The organism is Candidatus Rickettsia mendelii (genome assembly GCF_057543435.1).
This window is the reverse complement of sequence record NZ_BTGX01000002.1, coordinates 1-20,413: the sequence shown is the minus strand read 5'-3', so window position 1 is coordinate 20,413 and position 20,413 is coordinate 1. Positions and strand designations below refer to the sequence as shown.

Sequence of the window (20,413 nt, the reverse complement as noted above, 5' to 3'; positions counted from 1 at the left end):
ATGAAGTGTTGCAATTATACAAACAAGCTTTGTTTTTTTTACCGAATATACAACTAAATTCAGAAAGCTTTAGACAAGATGAATTTAAATATGAGCCTGTGCAAAATACAAAGGTACATAAACGTAAGCACAGGCTCAATATACAAAATTCACTTAGATCAAACTTTCTAAATGATGTGATATATTATTTTCCAAGCTATGATACTGTTCCTTATGATCATACATCTCCAAATCCTAATATTTTATCTAAACGTGCAGAAACATTAATCAGAATAACTACAAATAATAATCCTAAATTACTTATTACTCACGCAGCAAACTTATTAAAAAAATTACCTCCTAGAGATTTGTTTTCTCAGTATTTCTTAAAGTTATCTCTTAAAATGAAATTTACTAAAGATAAACTTGCTAAATTCCTAGTAGAAAATAGTTTTACTAGAAATGCTAGCGCTATTGATATTGGAGAATTTGCAGTTAGAGGAGAGATTATTGATATAGTATTACCAGGACCTAGAGCTTATAGAATTAATTTTAGCTGGGATTATATAGAATCGATTAAAGAATTTAATATAGACACACAAATTGCAACTAATTCTTGTAATGAATTAATAATTAGTCCAGCAAATGAAATAGTTTTAAACACTGAAACAATAAGTAATTTTAAAGATAATTACCTACGCAATTTTGGGGTTAATCATACCGATATTCCTTTATATGAAGCAATAATATCTGGAAGAAAATTCTCAGGATATGAACAATTACTGCCATTATTTTATAATTCCTACTCTAACTTAGTACACTACTTTAATAATCCTATCATTATATTTGATAATTTATCAAAACAAGCCATTTTAGAGTTTGAACATAGCTACAACGATTTTTACTTGGCCAGGTCAGAAGCAAATAAACTTAAATTTAATAGTTTTTACCCTACTATTCCACCAAATCAACTATATTTCACTGCTCTTAATATTATAAAATTACTTGAACAAGAAGATAATATACTACTTACTTTCGAAAATTCTGATCAAGCAACTTTAATTGAAAATATTCGTTCTACAAGCTTTATAGAAAAGAAGACGATTTTCAATAAATTATTTGAAATTGTTAAATCTCATTCACTTAAAAAAACTATCATATGTCTAAACTCTTTAAGCAGTCTTGAAAGGATGAAAAACATAATTGAAAATTATGAATATAAATATAATGAAATAACTCATTTAAATGAAGCTCAGATAGGTGTAATAAATATTGTGCTTATTCCTTTAAATCAAAGCTTTTATACTGAAAAATATTTATTTATTACAGCAAGCGAATTATTAGAAGAAAAACCAACTTATACAAATACTAATAGAAAGCTTAAAAATATTTTATTAGAACTTGATAATTTAGCTGAAAATGAATTTGTTGTGCATAAAGACCATGGGATAGGTCAATTTTTAAAATTGGAAGCGTTAGAGATTAAAGGTAAGCTTCATGATTTCTTAAAAATTTTATATGCTGACAATGATAAATTGTATATACCAGTTGAAAATATAGAAGTAATAAAAAAATATGGTGGCAATAATGGCGAACTTGATAAGCTTGGCAGTAATTCGTGGCAAAAAAGTAAGGCAAAACTTAAAAACCGTATAAAAGAGATTGCACTGCATTTAATCGAAATAGCAGCTAAAAGAAAGCTCAATACTACTACTTCTATTGAATTTGATCTTGAAGAATATAATAAATTTTGTGCTAATTTTCCTTTTAATGAAACAGAAGACCAATTAACTGCTATAAATGATATAAGAGAAGATCTAAGAAGCGGCATGTTAATGGATAGACTAATATGTGGTGATGTCGGTTTTGGTAAAACTGAAGTAGCAATGCGTGCTGTCTTTATGGTAGTAAAGTCTCTAAATGAACATTTACCACAAGTAGCTATAGTAGTACCTACAACTATTTTATGTAGTCAGCATTTTTCAAGATTCATAGAAAGATTCAAAGGCTTCGGATTAAATATCAAACAATTATCCAGCAGTTGTAAAGAAGCAAAAATTATAAGATCAGAACTTGAAAGTGGTAAAATAAACATAATAATAGGTACTCATTCTTTATTACATAAAAATATAAAATTCTTGAATCTAAAATTATTAATAATTGATGAAGAGCAGCATTTTGGGGTTCGTCAAAAAGAATTTTTAAAAGCATTAAAATCTTCTACACATGTACTCACAATGTCAGCAACGCCAATTCCACGTACATTACAAATGTCTATGACTGGCTTAAAAGAACTCAGCATTATTGCGACACCTCCAGTAAATAGGCTAGAAGTTCGTACATCAGTTATGCAATTTGATTCGGTTATTATCAGAGATGCATTATTGCGTGAACATTTTAGAGGTGGTAAAAGCTTTTATGTAGTTCCAAGAATTAATGATATTACTAATATTGAGAAACAATTAAAGCAAATCGTACCTGAGTTAAGCTATAAAATAGCCCATGGTAAAATGTCTCCCAATAAAATTGATGAGATTATGAGTGAGTTTTATACTGGTAAATTTGATATACTTGTCTCAACTACTATAATAGGGTCAGGTATTGATATAGCAGATGCAAATACTATTATTATACATAAAGCTGATATGCTTAGTCTTGGTCAGCTATATCAATTACGTGGTCGTATTGGACGTGGTAAAACGCGAGGCTATGCCTACTTAACGGTAACAGCGCATAAAAAAATATCTTCTCATAGTTTAAAGCGTTTAGAGATAATACAAAATAGCTGTGCTCTTGGCTCAGGCTTTACCATTGCAAGCCATGATATGGATTTACGAGGTTTTGGTAATTTAATTGGTGAAGAACAATCAGGACAAATTAAAGAGATAGGCACAGAACTTTATCAAGAAATGCTTGAAGAGCAGATAGCCATTTTTAAAGATGAACCTATAAATTCAGAACAACCATTTATCCCGACTATAAATTTAGGTTTATCAGTCTTTATTCCTGATAACTACGTCTCAGATTCAGATCTTAAACTTGGGTTATATAGAAGAATAGGTAGCTTAAGCAATGAGACAGAAGTAGAGAAATTTAAAGATGAGATGATTAATAGATTCGGATCACTGCCGCTAGAATTTAATAATTTACTTGATATCGTAAAAATAAAATTATTATGCTTTAACTTGAATATTGAGAATCTAGATTCAGGTGATAATGGATTTGTGATTAAATTTTATAAAAATGCTGATATAGCTGATAAAATTTTAAAATTTGTTAGCACCTACCCTTCTCAAGCTAAGATAAAACCTGATAATAAGTTAGTGTTTGTAAAAAATTTATTAAATAAAGATATAATTGTCGAGACAAATAAATTACTTTCGAGTTTATCATATGACTTTCAATCTAAAACAATTATTCCAAAAACATAATGTAAAAGGTTTATCTACTAACAGTCAAAGCATCAAGAGAAATGAGGTTTTCTTTGCTCTTAAAGGACAAAATGTTGATGGCAATAATTTTATTAATGATGCTTTAAGTAAAGGAGCAGCACTAGTAATTACTCAAGAAAGAAAAAATACCGTTATAGAGCCAAATAAAGTAATATATGTAAAAGATATATCGACAATTTTATATGAATGTGTAGAAATTTTCTATTCTAATAAACCTCAAACTATGCTAGCAGTTACGGGTACTAATGGTAAAAGCTCAGTAGTATCTTATATAACTCAGTTATATTCGTTACTTGGACAAAATGCTGCATCTATTGGCACTATAGGCTTAGAAATATTTGGCTCTAATAGCTTTACAAAAGCTAATGTACAGCTAAATTTTAAAAGATTTAGGCAAAATAAATTTAATGGTAAACCTGCACCACATGAGCACTGGCAAATCCTACAAAACTCGCTTGTGGAAAGTGTTCTAAAGGACACTGTAGGATTAACAACGCTTGATTATCTAAGCTTTAGAAAAATTGCTCATAATCTAGCTGAAAATAATATAGGGTTCTTAGCCTTCGAAGCTTCTAGCCACGGTTTAGATCAAAAAAGACTAGGAAAAACAAAGGTAAACATTGCATGTTTTACTAGTTTTAGTCAGGATCACCTGGATTATCACTATACAAAAGAAGCTTATTTACTCGCTAAATTAAAATTATTTACTGATCATTTATGGCCAAGCAGCATTGCAATATTAAATTCTGATATAAAAGAAATAAAATTTATTAAAGATTATTTAAATAAGCATAATGTAAAATATTTAACAATTGGGAGAAAAGGTGATCTAAAAATAACTAAAATTAATAGCTCTATGAAAGGACAAAATGTTAATTTTACTTTTAATAATCAAGAATATAATTTTAATACATCAATAATCGGTAGTTTTCAGGCTAGTAATTTATTATTTGCAGCACTTAGCGTGCATCATACCGGTTTTCCTTTTGATAAAATTATTAGTACTCTTGCAGAAATTAAAGCAGTAAAAGGCAGAATTGAAAGAGTAAAAAATACTAATATTTTTGTTGATTATGCACATACTCCTGATGCACTTGCAAAAACTTTAATAGAGCTAAAAAATATTAAATTACTAAGTAGTAAATTAAGTGTTATTTTTGGCTGTGGTGGTAATCGAGATACAACAAAAAGAAGCATTATGGGGAAAATAGCAGCACAAATTGCTGATAATGTAATTATTACAGATGACAACCCACGTTATGAAGACCCAAAGATTATCAGAGCTGAGATTATCAGTGCTATAGATAAAGCAAATTACATAGAAATAGAAAATAGAGAAGAAGCAATTAAATATGGTATAAATAACTTACAACAAAATGATATCTTATTAATTGCCGGTAAAGGTCATGAAAATTATCAAATTATAGGTGATCAAAAATTACCTTTTAACGATACTGAAATTGCAAAGAAGTATATATGATCTGGGACTCTAAAACTCTAAGTAACGCACTTGGTATAACAATATCTAATTCGATTATTGGTAATGAGATACAATTTAATTCTAATGACATAAAAGAAGGAGATTTATTCATAGCACTTGCAGGTAATAGAGACGGTCACAATTATGTTCTAGATGCAATTAACAAAGGTGCAAATGCAGTAATTGTGAGCAAAAAAGTAGATATAGCAGACAAAGATAAAGTCATCTTAGTAGCTGATTGTTTTGAAGCTCTTAAAAAAATGGCTTTATATAAACGCAATCATTCAAAAGCTCAATTTATCGGTATTACTGGTAGTGTCGGCAAAACCTCTACTAAAGAAGCATTTAAAACCTTGTTAGCTAAACTTGAAGGTGAATCATCAGTTTTTGCTAGTAGAGGTAATTTCAATAATAAGCTTGGTATGCTTATAAATCTTGCTTCCATGCCTGAGAATATAGAATATGCTATTTTTGAGCTTGGAATGAATCATCAAGGTGAAATAAGTGAGCTTTCTAAAATATTAAAACCAGATATTGCTATGATCACTAATATTTCAGAAACTCATTTAGAGTTCTTTAACTCACTTGAAGATATAGCTGAAGCTAAATGTGAAATTTTTGAAAATTTTAGCAAAAGCAATATTGCTATTATTAACGCTAGTACTAATTGTTACGATAAAATATTATCAATACTAAAAAACTTACCTGTTGATAACGTACAACATATTTCAGACAGATTAATACAAGATGAATTTAAAGGCGAGCCTGGGCAGCGTATAAAAATAAGTGAGCGCAGACGAATCATAAAAAATCCGCTTGTATCAAACTGTTCTAAATGTGCTGTATATAATTTTGGTACCTCATCTAATAGCTTAGCTAAATTAACTTTATATGAAAATTTAGGAAAACAAGTTCATTTAAAATACAATATAAATAACAAAATTATAGATGTAACTATTCCTTTAATCCCTAAACATTTTGCTGAGAATTATGCTGGTGTACTTTTAATTCTCTATATACTAGATAAAGATCTAAATATAGCTGCAAATCACTTAGCGGATATTCCTCTTACTAGCGGAAGAGGAGAAATTATAAATATACAAAATAGTCGAGTAATTTGTGATTATTATAATGCAAGCCCAGAATCAATGAAAGCAGCCTTTAAATATTTAAAGCAATTATACGCTAAGAATAAAACTGCTATAATAGGTGAAATGCTAGAGCTAGGACAAAACTCAGAGCGATTACATAAAGAATTAGTGCCATATATATTAGATGCAGATTGCTCTAAGGTTTTTTTAGTAGGAAAAAATACTAAATATATCTATGATTCATTACCTTCTAAAATAAACAAGACATACTTTAAAAACGTTGATGAATTAATTGTACAAATAGAAAATTTATTTAAAAAAAATGAGCTTGTTTTAATAAAAGGCTCAAGAGGTATAAAACTTGATAAGATTGTTGATTATTATAAAAAAGTACACTAGGATAATTTTAAATTAAAAATCTAATTATGATATATAACCTTTTACTTCCTCACATTCATAATACACATATTGCCAATTTATTTTATAATATTACTTTTCGCAGTAGCATTGCTATTCTTATTACTTTAAGTCTTAGTTTAATTATATATCCCACATTAATCAAATTTTTGCATACTCTACAAAAGAACGGTCAACCTATACGTTTATACGGTCCAGAATCACATCAAATAAAAGCAGGTACTCCAACTATGGGTGGTATAATGATTATATTCTCTAGCTGCTTTTCTACTTTATTACTTGCTGATTTAACTAATACATATATTTGGATTGCATTATTTGGTTTCATTAGTTTTGGTATTGTAGGTTTTATTGATGATTATGCAAAGATAACTAAAAATAACCATTATGGTCTAAGAGGGAAGAATAAGTTTCTACTTCAAACACTTATTGGCTTAATTGTATGTATTGCTTTAGAATATACAGATAAAAATCCAAATCATTTACTGACCATACCATTTTTTAAAAATCTAACTTTAAATCTCAGTTATTTTTATATATTTTTTGCTATATTTGTTATAGTTGGCGCTTCTAATGCTGTTAATTTAACAGATGGGCTTGATGGACTTGCAATAGTTCCTATTGGTCTAAGTAGCGCTTCTTTTGCTTTAATAAGCTATCTAGTCGGAGATTATATTTATTCAAATAATTTACAGCTAATTTATATACCGAATACCGGAGAATTAACGATTTTTTGCTCAAGCTTAGTTGGTAGCTGTATCGGATTTTTATGGTTTAATGCTCAACCAGCAGAAATTTTTATGGGTGATACTGGCAGCTTAAGCCTCGGTGGCATACTTGGAGTTATTAGCGTTATTACTAAACATGAAATAGTTTTATCTATTATTGGTGGATTATTTGTTATTGAAACAATGTCAGTAATTTTGCAAGTGTATTATTTCAAAGCTACTAAGGGCAAAAGAATATTTAAAATGGCACCTTTGCATCATCATTTTGAAAAACATGGATGGGCAGAATCAAAAGTTGTAATAAGATTTTGGATTATATCAGTAATATTTGCTCTTATTGGATTATCCTCATTTATCATACGAATATAGATTTTATTTTAGATTGCTAGGTTACAGCTAAAAAATCTAGATATAGCTAAGATTAGTTCTAGCACTTGTTATAATGTTGCAATTATTTAGAGAGAAAGATACGCTGTTTACTTTATTGATTCAACCAAATTATCTATACATTACACAAAATTTACAAGTAATAATCAAGTATCTAGTAATTTTGCTAAAATAAGCGATAAGCAGTTATAAGAGCCTGGAGTGTTAATTCCATCCTGTAATCCATATAAAGAAACAATAAATTACTAAAACTAATAGTACTAATTTATCGATACTAGATGATATAACAACTGAATTACAAAACAAAATCTTTGGTGATAAAGGATAATATTCAAAGATTAATTTGATAACTTATATTCTCATGTGATACCCTTATTTATAGAAGATATAGAATAAAGATGTATTAGAATAGAAGACAGAGTTTTATTACAAAAAAGATCGTTAACTGAGCCTGTATTTAATGTCCTAATATGAAGCTTAGAGTATTAAAGCACATATAAACTTTTTAGTACATACCATTCTTACATTGATACTTATAATATTAAGACTCATATTTTTAACTCTTCAATCATTAACTGTTTTATTCTTAATTAATATTTTTATAATTACTAACTTTATATAATTTTCTTATGTTTAGAAGCAGTCAAAAGAGATAGTTAAAACATGATAATAGTATAAGCTTAGAAATTATTTGGAAACCTTTTACAATTTACTTAAAAGCATGTAATATCTTTTAAATTTTACTGTAATCACACAATTAAATTGCAGGATCTACAAAGATATATTATCACTAGTTATTTTTTTTAGATACTGTGATCGCATCCATGGTATGATGAAGTTTTATTAGGACTTTACCAATTGTACACCAACAATGCTTACTTAAATAGAGATATTCAATTATATCGAACAAGCATTAATACTTTTATCATCATCTTCACGAATAAATTTTTGTTTTACCTTAGAATTGTTATTATATGGCTTACTATTTTTTATTGGTGGATAATTTGTTACAGGTGGTGCATAATTTTTGTTTACTACAGCATTTGGGCAAGTATATCTTGCTAAATCACGCTTAGTCTCTCTAAGCATTGCTTTTATCTGATTTAGCTCTTCTTGCATCTTTTTTTCTTTATCGCTATTGTCTTTTCGAACCTTTCTATTAGCCTTAATTAAGGTCATATCATCGTTGGATGTTGTTTCACCAGCTTCTGCTTTTTGTCTTGCTATATCCCTTTTAATCATTTGAAGATACATTTCACGATTTCTCTTTATATAATCAACTTTTTCTCCTCTTAAAGGATTATCATAATCATTATCGTCATCGTTATCATCATCAAGATTATCTTCTACTATATTCTTTTTAGCTAAAGTAATATATTTGTTATTATATAATGGCTTTCTCTTACCGCCTTTAAGACCTTTACTATCAACTAATCTATTATTTGCAGATTTTTGAAAGTAGCTTCTAAAATTATCAGTACAACCAGAAAGTATAAAAACACCCAAAAATAATATTATAATTTTCTTAAACATATATTATCCTAAACTTTTCTTATTGTTAATAAACCTTATATAATGCTGTAACTTGTAATAATCAAATGCTCTAATGCTACTAAACTAATTCTTCTATTAAGTTACTTAGCAACTTATGACCTTCTTTTTTTCTTTTTAACAAATTTTGTGAAGCTTGTTTTAATAGCTCTGGATTACTTATTAAATCTAGTATTTTATCACATAATTTTTCACTCGATATATCATCTTGTTTTATACACCATCCACATTTTTTATCTTCTAATAATTTTGCATTATAATATTGATGATTATCTGCAGAATTTGGTAGTGGAATAAAAATTGCTGGTAACCCTATATAAGTTAGTTCTTCTATAGTGGAGGCACCAGCTCTTGATACCACTAAATCAGCATCTTTATACTGCTTTACCATATCATCAAAAAACTCAGCTAGTTCATAAGTAATATTTAATTTTGAGTATATTTTGCTTATTTTTTTTTGATCATCAAATGCCGCTTGCTGAACTATATGCAATTTCAGTTCTATCTGTTTTTGCATTAAAATTTTAATGCTTACCGGTATTAATTCTGAAAAGAATTTTGCTCCCTGACTGCCACCAAAAATAAATATCGTAAATGTTTTTTTTAGCTTATCTCTAGTTAAATCTCTAATATTTTTCCTAACTATACCACCAGTAATTACTATTTTCTTTTTTGCATGAGCAGGTAAATTTTTTACATCTTCATAAGAAAGGGCTATCTTTTTAGCAAAAATTGAAAAGAATCTATTAACCTTTCCAAGATAAGAATTTTGCTCATGAATTATAATCGGCACTCTTAAAAAAATTGCTGCAAACATTGAAGAAATGACTGAATAACTGCCAAATCCTACAATAACTGAAGGTGAAAGACTGTATAATAACTTAATAGCCTTTAAAATAGCAATTGAAAGTGCTGGAAAAAATAAAAAAATATTAGTAAATCGTTTTAAATCTAGGACATGAAAAATTAAACCTATATCATGATTTATATATTTTTTGCACCTTAAATCAGTAATAAAATGAACCTCATAACCACGCTTTATTAATTCTTCTCCAAAAGCAATAGCTGGGAAAAAATGTCCACCTGTACCACCTGCTACTAAAACTATCCTTTTCATATCTCAATATTATGAATTTTATATGAGTTTAGCGGCGTTCTATATCTAGTAAAACCAAGTAGCATACCTACAGCAATGGCAATTGCAAGTATTGAAGAACCACCGTAACTAATAAATGGCAATGTCATACCTTTAGTAGGCAGTAAATTTAATGTTACACCTATATTAATTATTGATTGAAGGCCAAATTGAGCAATTATACCACTAGCAGCAAATTGAACAAATTTATCTTTTTCATTTAATAGCTTAATAAAACTTCTTAGTACTATAAGGGCAAATATAGCTATAACAACTAAGCAAATAATAGCTCCGAACTCTTCCCCTGCTACAGCAAAGATAAAATCTGTATGTGAGTCAGGCAGTACTTGCTTTACTGCTCCCTCTCCTGGACCACATCCATATAATCCTCCATGTTCAAAAGCCTTAAGAGACTTATTTACTTGGTAATTTTCATTACTATCAGGATCTAAAAATGAATTAATTCTTTGTGTTACATGAGGTAACCAAAAGTAAGCAATAGTCACTCCTATAATTCCTAAAAAACTTGCTAGAATAATCCAAAATATTGGCATACCAGCAATAAAAAGCTGAATACCAAAAATTGCTGTAATTATTACTAACATGCCAAAATCTGGTTGAATAATTAAGAGAGTAGAAACAATAGAATAAAGTACCATACAAATGGTGAAACTTGGAAAAACATTGTTAAATTTCAATGATAATATCCAGCCAGTAATAACTACAAAAAATGGCTTGATAAATTCTGATGGCTGAATTGATAAACCAAGAATATTAATCCAGCGCACTGCTCCTTTTACTTCATAACCAAAAGATTTAACCAGTATCAATAAAACTATACTAACAATAAACCCTAATATAGCAAAACGCTTTAACCATTTCTTATTAAAACATGAAAACAATAATATGAGCCCTGCAGCAGTAGCTAAATACAACATTTGCCTAGATGCAAAATAATTTTCTTCAAGCCCTATTCTACTAGCTACCACTGAACCTGAGGTAGTAACCAGCATTAAACTAAAAGCAAATAAAATTATTAAAGAAATTATTATTTGCCGGTCAGTACTACGCCACCATAATTTAATAAAATTATTAGATATTTCATTATTTATAGTATAGTTATTTAATTTTTTTCCTATCATGTCTATATACAGCTTTATTATACCGCCCTTATGTCATCACTATGAAAATGGGAATCTAACAAAAACAGTTAATAAAAACATAAAAAGCTTGTTTTTTTACATAATTTTTACTAAATTCATGTTTCCACAGGAATGATACTAAACACTTCTACACAATTTTATAAATAATTCACCACGCTGCTCAAAATCTTTAAACTGATCATATGAGCTACAACTAGGAGCTAGCAAAATATTTTTAATTCTTGCATTATCGCTGCAAGCATCCTTATAAGCAAGCTCAAAAGCCTGATTTAGATCATTACATACTACAAAATCCATTATATTTTGAGCAGTATTTGCAAATATTTCTTTAGCTTGACCATAAAAATAAGCTTTTTTAATTCTATTAAAATAAGGCTTTATTTCTTCAATTCCACCTTCTTTAGCTATACCACCTGCAAGCCAATAAATATTATCAAGTGCTTTAATTGACTGCAAAGCAGATACAGCATTTGTTGCCTTACTATCATTATAAAAACTTACATTATTTATACTGCCAACATATTGCATTCTATGAGGTAAGCTTTGAAACTCACTAATAGAATTAATTATTTTTTTAGTTTGCACACCTATTATTCTAGCTGCTATATAGCTTGCTGCAATATTTTCACAATTATGAATCCCTTGAAGATTCTTATAAAAAGGTAATTGAAAACTTATATTATCAAAAAAATTATCATTAACTCTATTATTAACTATTGATATACCTTTTTCAAGAATTTTAGTAACTGAGAAAGGGATTAGCCTAATACATTGTTCCTGTTGCAACGTTGTAAAAACTTTAAAACAACATTTATTATCAATATTAATTACAGCATAACTATCTTTATCCATCCGATCAAAAATTTTAGATTTTGCTGTAATATAATTACTAATGTTTTGATGTCTATCTAAATGATCAGGAGTTATATTAAGAAGTATGGCTATTTTCGCTTTAAAGGTTTGTACTAAATCTAATTGAAAAGAAGATAATTCAAGTATATATCCATTTTTACTACTTCTTGCTTTTAAGGCAGGAATACTAATATTGCCAGCAGCCTCATAATCTAAACCATTGCTATTTAGAATATGACTAATCAAAGCAGTAGTAGTACTTTTACCGTTTGTACCTGTTACAGCTACAAAATTTAAATTTTTTGATTTCTCAAACAATAAATCTATATCTGAAATAATTGGTATATTAAAACAATGAGCAATTCCTACTACTTCATGAGTAAGAGGAACGCCAGGACTTAATATGATTTTGTCTAAATTCTGCCATCTTAGATCAGATAAAGAGACAATAAGATCTTGACCAAATAATTTTGCGAATATATCTCTATTTGCTTTTAGGTCGTCATAAACAATTATCTCACATTTGCTTTGTAGCTCTTCATAGACAGATATACCGGTTTTACCAAGTCCAAAAATACCTATATACTCCTTTTCTTTAAAGAGTAGCATAAAATAGCCTCTTTAAAGAAAGAAAAAATAGAACATCAAAGCTGGAATACAGCTTTCACTTTTGATGCAAATTAACTTATATATTTTTTTTTTCATAACTTAATCAATTACAATTGATGAGGAATAAAGCATAAAATCAAGCACCTTGCCTAGATGTCACTCCTGAGCAGATCCCTAAAATTGTTATTGCAAATGATCTTTGATCATGTAGCAATTAATTCTAGTAATAATTTAATTCATATCTTGCATTAATGCTTTTTCACCATCATTAAATTCACTATACCCTTTTATAGTTGTGTGACCCATATTAGGTTCCACTAAATAATAATGAGGAGGAACCTCTAGCTCTTTAGCACGCTGTACTTGATACTCATTGGGTCCAGTTGTTGATATACCTACAGTTTCTTTTAATTTTTTACTACATGCAGCAGTAATTACTAAAACTGTAAATAATAATAATAAATTTTTCACTTAAACACCTATAAATTAAAATTATATTTTATCATTGCTATTTTGCTCAGCTTTACGAATCTTTTCAGCCATAGCCTCAATTTGATCGTTATCATAATTCTCTTTAGCTTTTTCTTCAACAACTTTTTTAGTGCTATAATAATCTTCTATTAATAAAATTACTCCTATTATGATAAAACAATCAGCTAAATTAAATATAGGAAAGCTATAATTTTTGTAATAAAAATGAATAAAATCAAATACTGCTCCTCTGAAAAATCGATCAATTAGATTTCCTATAGCACCACCAATCATAAAACTATAACCTACAAAATTACCTACAGTTTTTGAACGCATAATTAAATAATATAGATAACAAACAATAATAGAGTTCGTTACTAAAAAAATAGCATTACTATATTGATAGTAATCACGCATTAAACCAAAACTAATACCATAATTCCAAGTATAAACCATGCTTAAAAAAGAAGTGATTTTTAATGTTAAACCTGGCTTCCACCTTAAATTATTAATAAACCACCACTTAGTTAATTGATCAATAATCACTAATATTATTATAATATGACTGCTACAAGCAAATGTTAGATATAATTTTCTTAGTAATAAAAACATAATGATTTAACAATATTTGATATATTTTTTAGGAGTAATTGACATACAGAATAGTATTCTCACAAACTTGTAGACTTTAGTACATAATTATGTTATTTACGAAATGACGGAAACCAAACAAAATAAAAAAACAAGTTTTTTATATTATATCTAAGCCTCTAAATTCATAACTTTTTAGCTAGAATAAAATATAACATTTGTACAATAGTCGATCAAGTCATGATATGACATAAAGTAATATCTTCATAACGAAACTTCAGTTACTTTATCTACTTGTAGTTCCTTATCAAGTTTAATGTTTAAAGCCTTGATCTCTCTCTTAAACTGTTTAAATTTCTCTAAGCTTTTACCGCTTAGTTCTATATCAGGTGTTGTTTTAACAGACATAGGATTAACATTTTTACCATTAATTTTAACTTCATAATGTAAATGTGGACCTGTAGCTCTACCAGTATTTCCAACAAATGCTATAACCTGACCCTGTTTTACTATACTTCCTACTTTTAAACTTTTTGCAAAATTTGAAGCATGAGCATATGCAGTAGATAGCGTACTACTATGTTTCACTTGAATAAATTTCCCATAACCAGACTTCCACCCTATTTCTGTTACAACTCCATTTCCTGCTGAATATATAGGCGTACCAGCTGGAGCTACAAAATCAACTCCTTTATGCATTTTAGTATAACCAAGTATCGGATGCTTTCTATTACCGTAACGTGAGGAAACTTTTATGACCTTCAGTGGAGTTTTTAGTAAACTCCTTTTTACACTCTTACCGTCTTCAGAAAAAAAAGCTTGATTATTTATATTATTATCATGTGAATAACGATAAATATTATATTCCTTACCTGAAAGATTTAGCGAAACATACAGAACCTTACCATGATGAGAAAATTTCCCATCTTCAGTTACATATTTCTCTGTTATTACAGTTGCAGTATCACCACTTTTTATTTGTCGCTGAAAATCAACTTGATAGGAATATATATTAACAATCTCTATTATACTATTATCTGATAAACCAAGCTTTTTAAGAGCAGATATAAAATTTGATTCAATAATTACTGATGACTTAGCAACTTTTTTACTTAAAGGTACAACAATTTCTTCAACTTTAAAATCATCACCTTTTTTCACTATCTCAATAGTTTTTAGCTTATTAATGGCTATAATAATTTTATTTAAGAATATAATTTCAGAAGTTAAATGATTATCATTCTCAGTAATTCTTACTTCATATTCAAAGGTAATTTTTTGCCCTATTTTAAGTGATAATGATAATTTACTTTCTTTTACTAAATTTACAATTTTTTTTATGTCATTTTTAGGAATATTTTGTTCTATCAGAATCGACTTTATAGTATCACCCTTTTTAACTATTATTTCCTTAAATAAAACACTATCTTGTAGTTCATCACTTTCTTCTGGTTGTATTAAAGTTATAGATAAGGTATCATTAACATAATTATTAACAGCAAAAGAGACGAAAATAACTAATCCTATAAATAATAATATGGAAGCAGAAGTAATGGCTTTCCTGAGACGTGCGCTAATAAAAGATTGTGGTAATACATCATTAAAGTTATAAGATAGCGCAGCATTATTCATTAAAATTGCTCTGAGATTATTTGAATAAACCTTTAATTACTGCAGAGTAGTATGCACTATATATGAACAAATTACAATAGAAAATTGTAAAACTTTTATAAAAAAATCGATTTTAACTTTAGAATAAAAAAACATATCTATATTATATATAATTAAAGATACATAGATAAGATTTGTTATAAAATTATTATTTTAATTAGTTTTTTAATTGTTCACAGTATTTGTTTTGCCTCTAAGCCACTATTGGCAAGTAACTTTTCAGCTTCCTGCAAGCCCGAAGGAATTACACATTTTCATAATTTCTTATTGTGCATACTGCTATTATTTTATTTGTTGCAAAATTAATTACCTATTATATGTATTCAAATTTAATACTCCAAATTCCTGTATCAGCAAAAATGTTCACATAATATTTTAATAGAGATTATATGGACTGTAATACCTATAATAATATTAATTATTATTGCTGTACCTTCTTTTAGAATCTTGCACTATGCTGAAAAAATACCAAAGCAGATTTAAAGTAGTATACTATCAATGGTAATGGCATTATATATACATACCATAACCATTATGATTATGATATAGAATATGATAGTGGAATGAATCTCTGATGAAAATTTAAAACCCTGATCAGAAAAGATTATTAGATGTTGATAAATGAATTATAATTCCCCAAAATACTAATGTAAGATTTCTCATTACTGCTGATGATGTAATACATAGTTTTGCTATTCCTTCTCTTGAACTTAAAATAGATGCAGTTCCTGGCAGAATAAATGAAACTTAGACACGAATTGCCAAAAAAGGTGCATATTACAGCTAATGCTCTGAGTTTTGCGGTATCAATCATGTTTTCATGCCGATTGCTATAAAAGTAGAATTTGATAACTAGATTACAAATAAAACTAAGGTTGCTATGAGCTTTAAGAAAGAAAAATTAGCATATAAATAACAAATTATGAAAGTACAAATTTAAAAATATAGCAATCGCTTATATTATAATAACTAAGCAATTAGCTCAAAAATCATATTTAAATCACAGAATATCCATAAATTTTGAAATATTATGTAACCATTTAGTAATTAGATCTGAAATATCTGAGCTAGATATGCTATTTTACTGATAATAATTTCCATGATGAAATAAAAATATGATAAAACATATTAAGCTTTATCATTAGCTACCCTAAAAAAATCAAAGAAACAACTTTTTAAAAGCATTTTACTTATTTAATCAGGTGATTAATGCTCATAATAATGACCTTAATAATCCTGAAATATTTGAATGTAAAAATGTTAGAGGAACATATTTTATTAAATTAATTAATAAAATATTCTGTGCTATCCGCTATAGGTATTCGCTATAGGTATTAAATTCATAATAGATTATATGAATCACCTAATGGAGAGGTTTTTCACTTACCAATTTGTATTTGGGAAAACTTGAATCATTATTTGCAAGGCGAAAAAGATATACTGTGGTCGGTAATGACAGTTTAGAACAAGTGCAATTATTATACCAAGAGTTAATATATGATATGGAGCAATTATTGGAAATTAAGTAAAATATAATACGAAAAAGATTTTTTGATGATATAATCTATTAATTACTTGAAATTAAATTATGGAATTAGGATTATGATAAAATCACTCGAAATATTTTGGAAATTTATGAATACATATACTAACTACCTAAATCACGACGATCATATAAAGAGGCAATGGCTTTTTTCTACTAATCATTAAGATATCAGCATGATGTATATCATATTTGCTATTTTTGCTGGAATTGTCGGAGGATTATTCTCACTATTTTTTTAGGTTAGAACTGGCAATGCCGGACAAGAACATTTCTTCATCATGATTTTCAGCTATATAACGTGCTTATTACTATATATGTGGTATGGTATTCTTCATGATTATGCCGGCTTTATTTATAGGATTTGGCAATTATTTCATACCTTTATTAATAGGTACTTCCCAATATGGCATGCCCAAGATTAAATAATATCAGTTTTTGGTTATTAGTCTCTGCTTTTATACTTCTAATATTATCAGTATTTGTTGATAGTGGGCCTAGAACAGACTGTATTTTCTACCATCCTCTACTCTAAGTAACTTGGAGCGATCATCCCAGGCATAGCTGTAGATATGGCTATTTTGAGCCTACATTTAACAGGCATATCATCAATATTAGAATCCACTAACTTAATTGTTACTATCTTTAATATGCGAGCACCACCAGGAATAGGACTTGTTAAAATGCAGTTATTTGTTTGCTCTACCTTAGTTAATGCATTCTTAGTAATTCTAGCTATGCCAGTACTTGGTGGTACTATTACCCGACCATAACTTTGGAACTACTTTCTCATGGTAGTAGTGGTGATCTTTTATTATTTTAACATTTATTTTAGTTTTTTGGTTATCCTGAAGTATATATTGTAATACTTCCAGCCTTTAGCATAGTAAATCAGGTTATTTCAACTTTTTTATGTTAAACTTATATTTGGTTATCAAGGCATGGTAGACGCTTGGTAATAATCGGCTTCGTTGGATTTATTGTATGGGCACATCATATGTTTACCATTGGACTTTTTTATATATTTCAAGGAACAATGATTATTGCTATTCCAACAGGTATTAAGATATTTAGCTGGATAACAATCATGTAGAATGGTTCTATTACTTTCCCAATATCAATGCTATTTTCAATAGGATTCATTATATTATTCATAATCATATTATTCATAATCGGCGGCGTAACTGGCATAATTCTATCAAACTCAGCACTTTATAGAGTATTACATGATACATATATACGATGTCATCAGGAGCTTTATTTACAGCATTTGCAGGTTTTTATTATTATTTTGGGAAAATATCTGGTAAGCAATATCCTAAGATCTGAAGCAAAATTCATTTTTGCATTACCTTTATTGGTATTAATTTAACCTTCTTTCCACAGCATTTCCTTGGTCTTGCAGGCATGCAAAAAAGAATACCAGATTATCCAGAAGCTTTTGTTGGTTGTAATCTAGTTTCATCGATAGTAGGTAGCATTTCTATGATAGATGCACTTTATTTTGTATTTATTATTTTCTATACGTTTAAATATAGTAAAGATTGTCCAACGAACCTTTGCGGCGATGGAACTGATACACTTGAATGGACAATTACCTCACAGCCACCGTTGCATACATTTGAAATATTACCCAAAATTGAGAAATAGCTTATATAATATTTATTATGTAGTTTGAGAATATGTTGCTATTATCCTATAATTTAATCAGCATTGTTGCATGGCAACAAAAACACACTCTATGCCATTCATACAAAAGTGGAAATCTAGTAATAATAGAAGTTTTCTATAGTTTTATTCTATAAAATGTGTAATTTTTTTACTACATTTAATATTTCTACTCTGAATCCTAGCTCATCTAAACCATAAAACAAGGCAGATTTAATTGTGGAACCCATTGCAATATATAAATAACTTAATATAGTTTAAGTATGTTTACTGATCTATACAATAACATCACAAATATTTTTGAATCATACAAAAAGTAACAAAATGCATAAAAAACCGATAATAGGTATTACACCTGATTTAGCTCAAAATTGTGAAAAATATATTTACGCTGCTTTCCCATGGTATGCACTACGAAAAAACTATACTGATGCAATAATTGCAGCCGGTGGTGTACCACTATTATTACCTTATCAAAACGAAACAATAGATGTCATTATAAGGCTTATTGACGGCATTATAATTCCAGGAGGTGATGAGGATATACATCCTAAATTTTATGAACCAGAACATAATGAAGATATAGTAGTTTCTAATGAAGAGCGTGATATTTTTGAAGTATTAGTTTTAAAGAAAGCATTAGAGAGAAATATTCCAATTTTAGGTATATGCCGAGGCATGCAGTTATTAAACGTTATTTTCGGTGGTACACTCATTAAGCATATCCCAGATTATATTAAAAATATTAAACAATCTATAATAATTAATCATGAACAGCACCCCCCTAAAAATAGGGTATCGCATTTAATTAATATTAAAAAAGATACTAAACTTTCTAAAATAGCTAATAATCATTTACAAACCATGGTTAATTCAAATCATCATCAATCAATTAATAGAATTGGTAATGATCTTATTATATCAGCACTAGCCGAAGACAGCATAATAGAAGGAATTGAGTCAACAAAACATAAATTCGTTATTGGTGTTCAGTGGCATCCTGAATATCTAAATGATAATGGAATAGATTTAGCTTTATTTAAAGAATTTGTAAAAACTAGTATAATATAACTAGTTTTGATATTTTTATTATATAGCTTAATTTTCAATATTACTACGAGCAAAGTTTTGACTAAGCAACTTATGTTCAAAGCTTTGTTGCATGACTCCAGAAATTAACTAAAATATTATATTGTGATACGATCTCTCAAAAAAAAATTTGATAGTATATTATTTAGTATTTTGATTTTAAAATATGCGCTCAACAATGAAGAAATATACATCTAAAGTAGATTAGATATACTTGATACTTTTTGCAAAGTATATGTAAAGAATGAAAGCAACAAAATTAGTACTAACATATAGAAAACCTCAGAAAAAAAGAAACTAAAAGCTTTGCAAGTTACCAACTATAGTAGTATATTTTTATTTATCACCATAATTAAAGATCTTAAGGTCACCATTTATATCATTTATCATACAAATATAAACGTTATTTTAGATTGCTAAGTTACAGATAAAGAATCTAGATATGGCTAAGATTAGTTCTACCGCTTGTTATGATGTCGCAACTATTTAGAGAGAAAGATACTGCTGCTTACTTTATTGATTCAACTAAACTATCT

Annotated in this window: 11 protein-coding genes and 3 pseudogenes; 7 read left to right on the top strand and 7 right to left on the bottom strand. The window is 28.2% G+C overall.

Translation table 11 applies throughout. From position 1 onward, the window contains the following. Window positions 1-170: 170 nt before the first annotated feature. The 4 genes and pseudogenes from mfd to mraY form a co-directional block, all read left to right on the top strand. A pseudogene (gene mfd, locus AC27F4_RS00090) lies at window positions 171-3,410 on the top strand (transcription-repair coupling factor); the annotation flags it as partial. Beyond that, complete coding sequence (locus AC27F4_RS00085; RefSeq protein WP_487060896.1) at window positions 3,373-4,911, top strand: UDP-N-acetylmuramoyl-L-alanyl-D-glutamate--2,6-diaminopimelate ligase; 1,539 nt, start codon at window positions 3,373-3,375, stop codon at window positions 4,909-4,911. The pseudogene mfd and the gene AC27F4_RS00085, both read left to right, overlap by 38 nt. After that, window positions 4,908-6,401, top strand: coding sequence for a Mur ligase family protein (locus AC27F4_RS00080; protein WP_487060894.1), 1,494 nt, complete (start codon window positions 4,908-4,910; stop codon window positions 6,399-6,401). The genes AC27F4_RS00085 and AC27F4_RS00080 overlap by 4 nt, the downstream gene beginning before the upstream one ends. Window positions 6,402-6,427: 26 nt before the next feature. Then, entirely contained in the window at window positions 6,428-7,516 is a 1,089-nt protein-coding gene (gene mraY / locus AC27F4_RS00075; RefSeq protein WP_487060892.1) for a phospho-N-acetylmuramoyl-pentapeptide-transferase, read from the top strand. Window positions 7,517-8,431: 915 nt separating this feature from the next. Here mraY and AC27F4_RS00070 read toward each other — a convergent pair. The 7 genes from AC27F4_RS00070 to AC27F4_RS00040 all read right to left on the bottom strand — a co-directional run bounded on the left by AC27F4_RS00070 (window position 8,432) and on the right by AC27F4_RS00040 (window position 15,538). Further along, the gene (locus tag AC27F4_RS00070) at window positions 8,432-9,067 is read right to left on the bottom strand and encodes a hypothetical protein (protein ID WP_487060890.1); all 636 of its coding nucleotides are present in this window, start codon (window positions 9,065-9,067) and stop codon (window positions 8,432-8,434) included. Window positions 9,068-9,146: 79 nt separating this feature from the next. Then, window positions 9,147-10,202: an undecaprenyldiphospho-muramoylpentapeptide beta-N-acetylglucosaminyltransferase gene (murG, locus tag AC27F4_RS00065; RefSeq protein ID WP_487060888.1), complete on the bottom strand. Its 1,056-nt coding sequence runs from the start codon at window positions 10,200-10,202 to the stop codon at window positions 9,147-9,149. Then, window positions 10,199-11,332 (bottom strand): putative lipid II flippase FtsW, encoded by a 1,134-nt coding sequence (ftsW, locus tag AC27F4_RS00060; protein WP_487060976.1) that lies wholly within the window; start codon window positions 11,330-11,332, stop codon window positions 10,199-10,201. The genes murG and ftsW overlap by 4 nt, the downstream gene beginning before the upstream one ends. 168 nt (window positions 11,333-11,500) lie before the next feature. Beyond that, on the bottom strand, window positions 11,501-12,844 hold the full coding sequence (gene murD / locus AC27F4_RS00055) for a UDP-N-acetylmuramoyl-L-alanine--D-glutamate ligase (protein ID WP_487060886.1): 1,344 nt from the start codon (window positions 12,842-12,844) through the stop codon (window positions 11,501-11,503). A gap of 231 nt (window positions 12,845-13,075) precedes the next feature. Beyond that, complete coding sequence (locus AC27F4_RS00050; RefSeq protein ID WP_487060884.1) at window positions 13,076-13,315, bottom strand: DUF3035 domain-containing protein; 240 nt, start codon at window positions 13,313-13,315, stop codon at window positions 13,076-13,078. Window positions 13,316-13,336: 21 nt separating this feature from the next. Beyond that, window positions 13,337-13,927: a signal peptidase II gene (gene lspA, locus AC27F4_RS00045; RefSeq protein ID WP_487060882.1), complete on the bottom strand. Its 591-nt coding sequence runs from the start codon at window positions 13,925-13,927 to the stop codon at window positions 13,337-13,339. 243 nt (window positions 13,928-14,170) lie between these two features. After that, a complete protein-coding gene (locus AC27F4_RS00040; RefSeq protein ID WP_487060880.1) occupies window positions 14,171-15,538 on the bottom strand; it encodes a peptidoglycan DD-metalloendopeptidase family protein in 1,368 nt (455 codons plus the stop codon). 162 nt (window positions 15,539-15,700) lie between these two features. Between AC27F4_RS00040 and AC27F4_RS00035 the strand changes: the two are divergent. The 3 genes and pseudogenes from AC27F4_RS00035 to AC27F4_RS00025 all read left to right on the top strand — a co-directional run bounded on the left by AC27F4_RS00035 (window position 15,701) and on the right by AC27F4_RS00025 (window position 19,859). Next, window positions 15,701-16,433: pseudogene (locus AC27F4_RS00035) on the top strand (cytochrome c oxidase subunit II transmembrane domain-containing protein). Between the two features lie 863 nt (window positions 16,434-17,296). After that, window positions 17,297-18,770 (top strand): annotated as a pseudogene (locus AC27F4_RS00030) (cbb3-type cytochrome c oxidase subunit I). Window positions 18,771-19,112: 342 nt separating this feature from the next. After that, on the top strand, window positions 19,113-19,859 hold the full coding sequence (locus AC27F4_RS00025) for a gamma-glutamyl-gamma-aminobutyrate hydrolase family protein (RefSeq protein WP_487060878.1): 747 nt from the start codon (window positions 19,113-19,115) through the stop codon (window positions 19,857-19,859). The last annotated feature ends 554 nt before the right edge of the window (window positions 19,860-20,413 follow it).

Bases quoted from the DNA above. Each gene is read 5' to 3' on its own strand.
- AC27F4_RS00080 (WP_487060894.1), top strand. From the start codon at position 4,908: ATGATCTGGGACTCTAAAACTCTAAGTAACGCACTTGGTATAACAATA.
- AC27F4_RS00085 (WP_487060896.1), top strand. From the start codon at position 3,373: ATGACTTTCAATCTAAAACAATTATTCCAAAAACATAATGTAAAAGGT.
- murG (WP_487060888.1), bottom strand. From the start codon at position 10,202: ATGAAAAGGATAGTTTTAGTAGCAGGTGGTACAGGTGGACATTTTTTC.
- mraY (WP_487060892.1), top strand. From the start codon at position 6,428: ATGATATATAACCTTTTACTTCCTCACATTCATAATACACATATTGCC.
- AC27F4_RS00070 (WP_487060890.1), bottom strand. From the start codon at position 9,067: ATGTTTAAGAAAATTATAATATTATTTTTGGGTGTTTTTATACTTTCT.
- murD (WP_487060886.1), bottom strand. From the start codon at position 12,844: ATGCTACTCTTTAAAGAAAAGGAGTATATAGGTATTTTTGGACTTGGT.
- lspA (WP_487060882.1), bottom strand. From the start codon at position 13,927: ATGTTTTTATTACTAAGAAAATTATATCTAACATTTGCTTGTAGCAGT.
- AC27F4_RS00040 (WP_487060880.1), bottom strand. From the start codon at position 15,538: ATGAATAATGCTGCGCTATCTTATAACTTTAATGATGTATTACCACAA.
- AC27F4_RS00025 (WP_487060878.1), top strand. From the start codon at position 19,113: ATGCATAAAAAACCGATAATAGGTATTACACCTGATTTAGCTCAAAAT.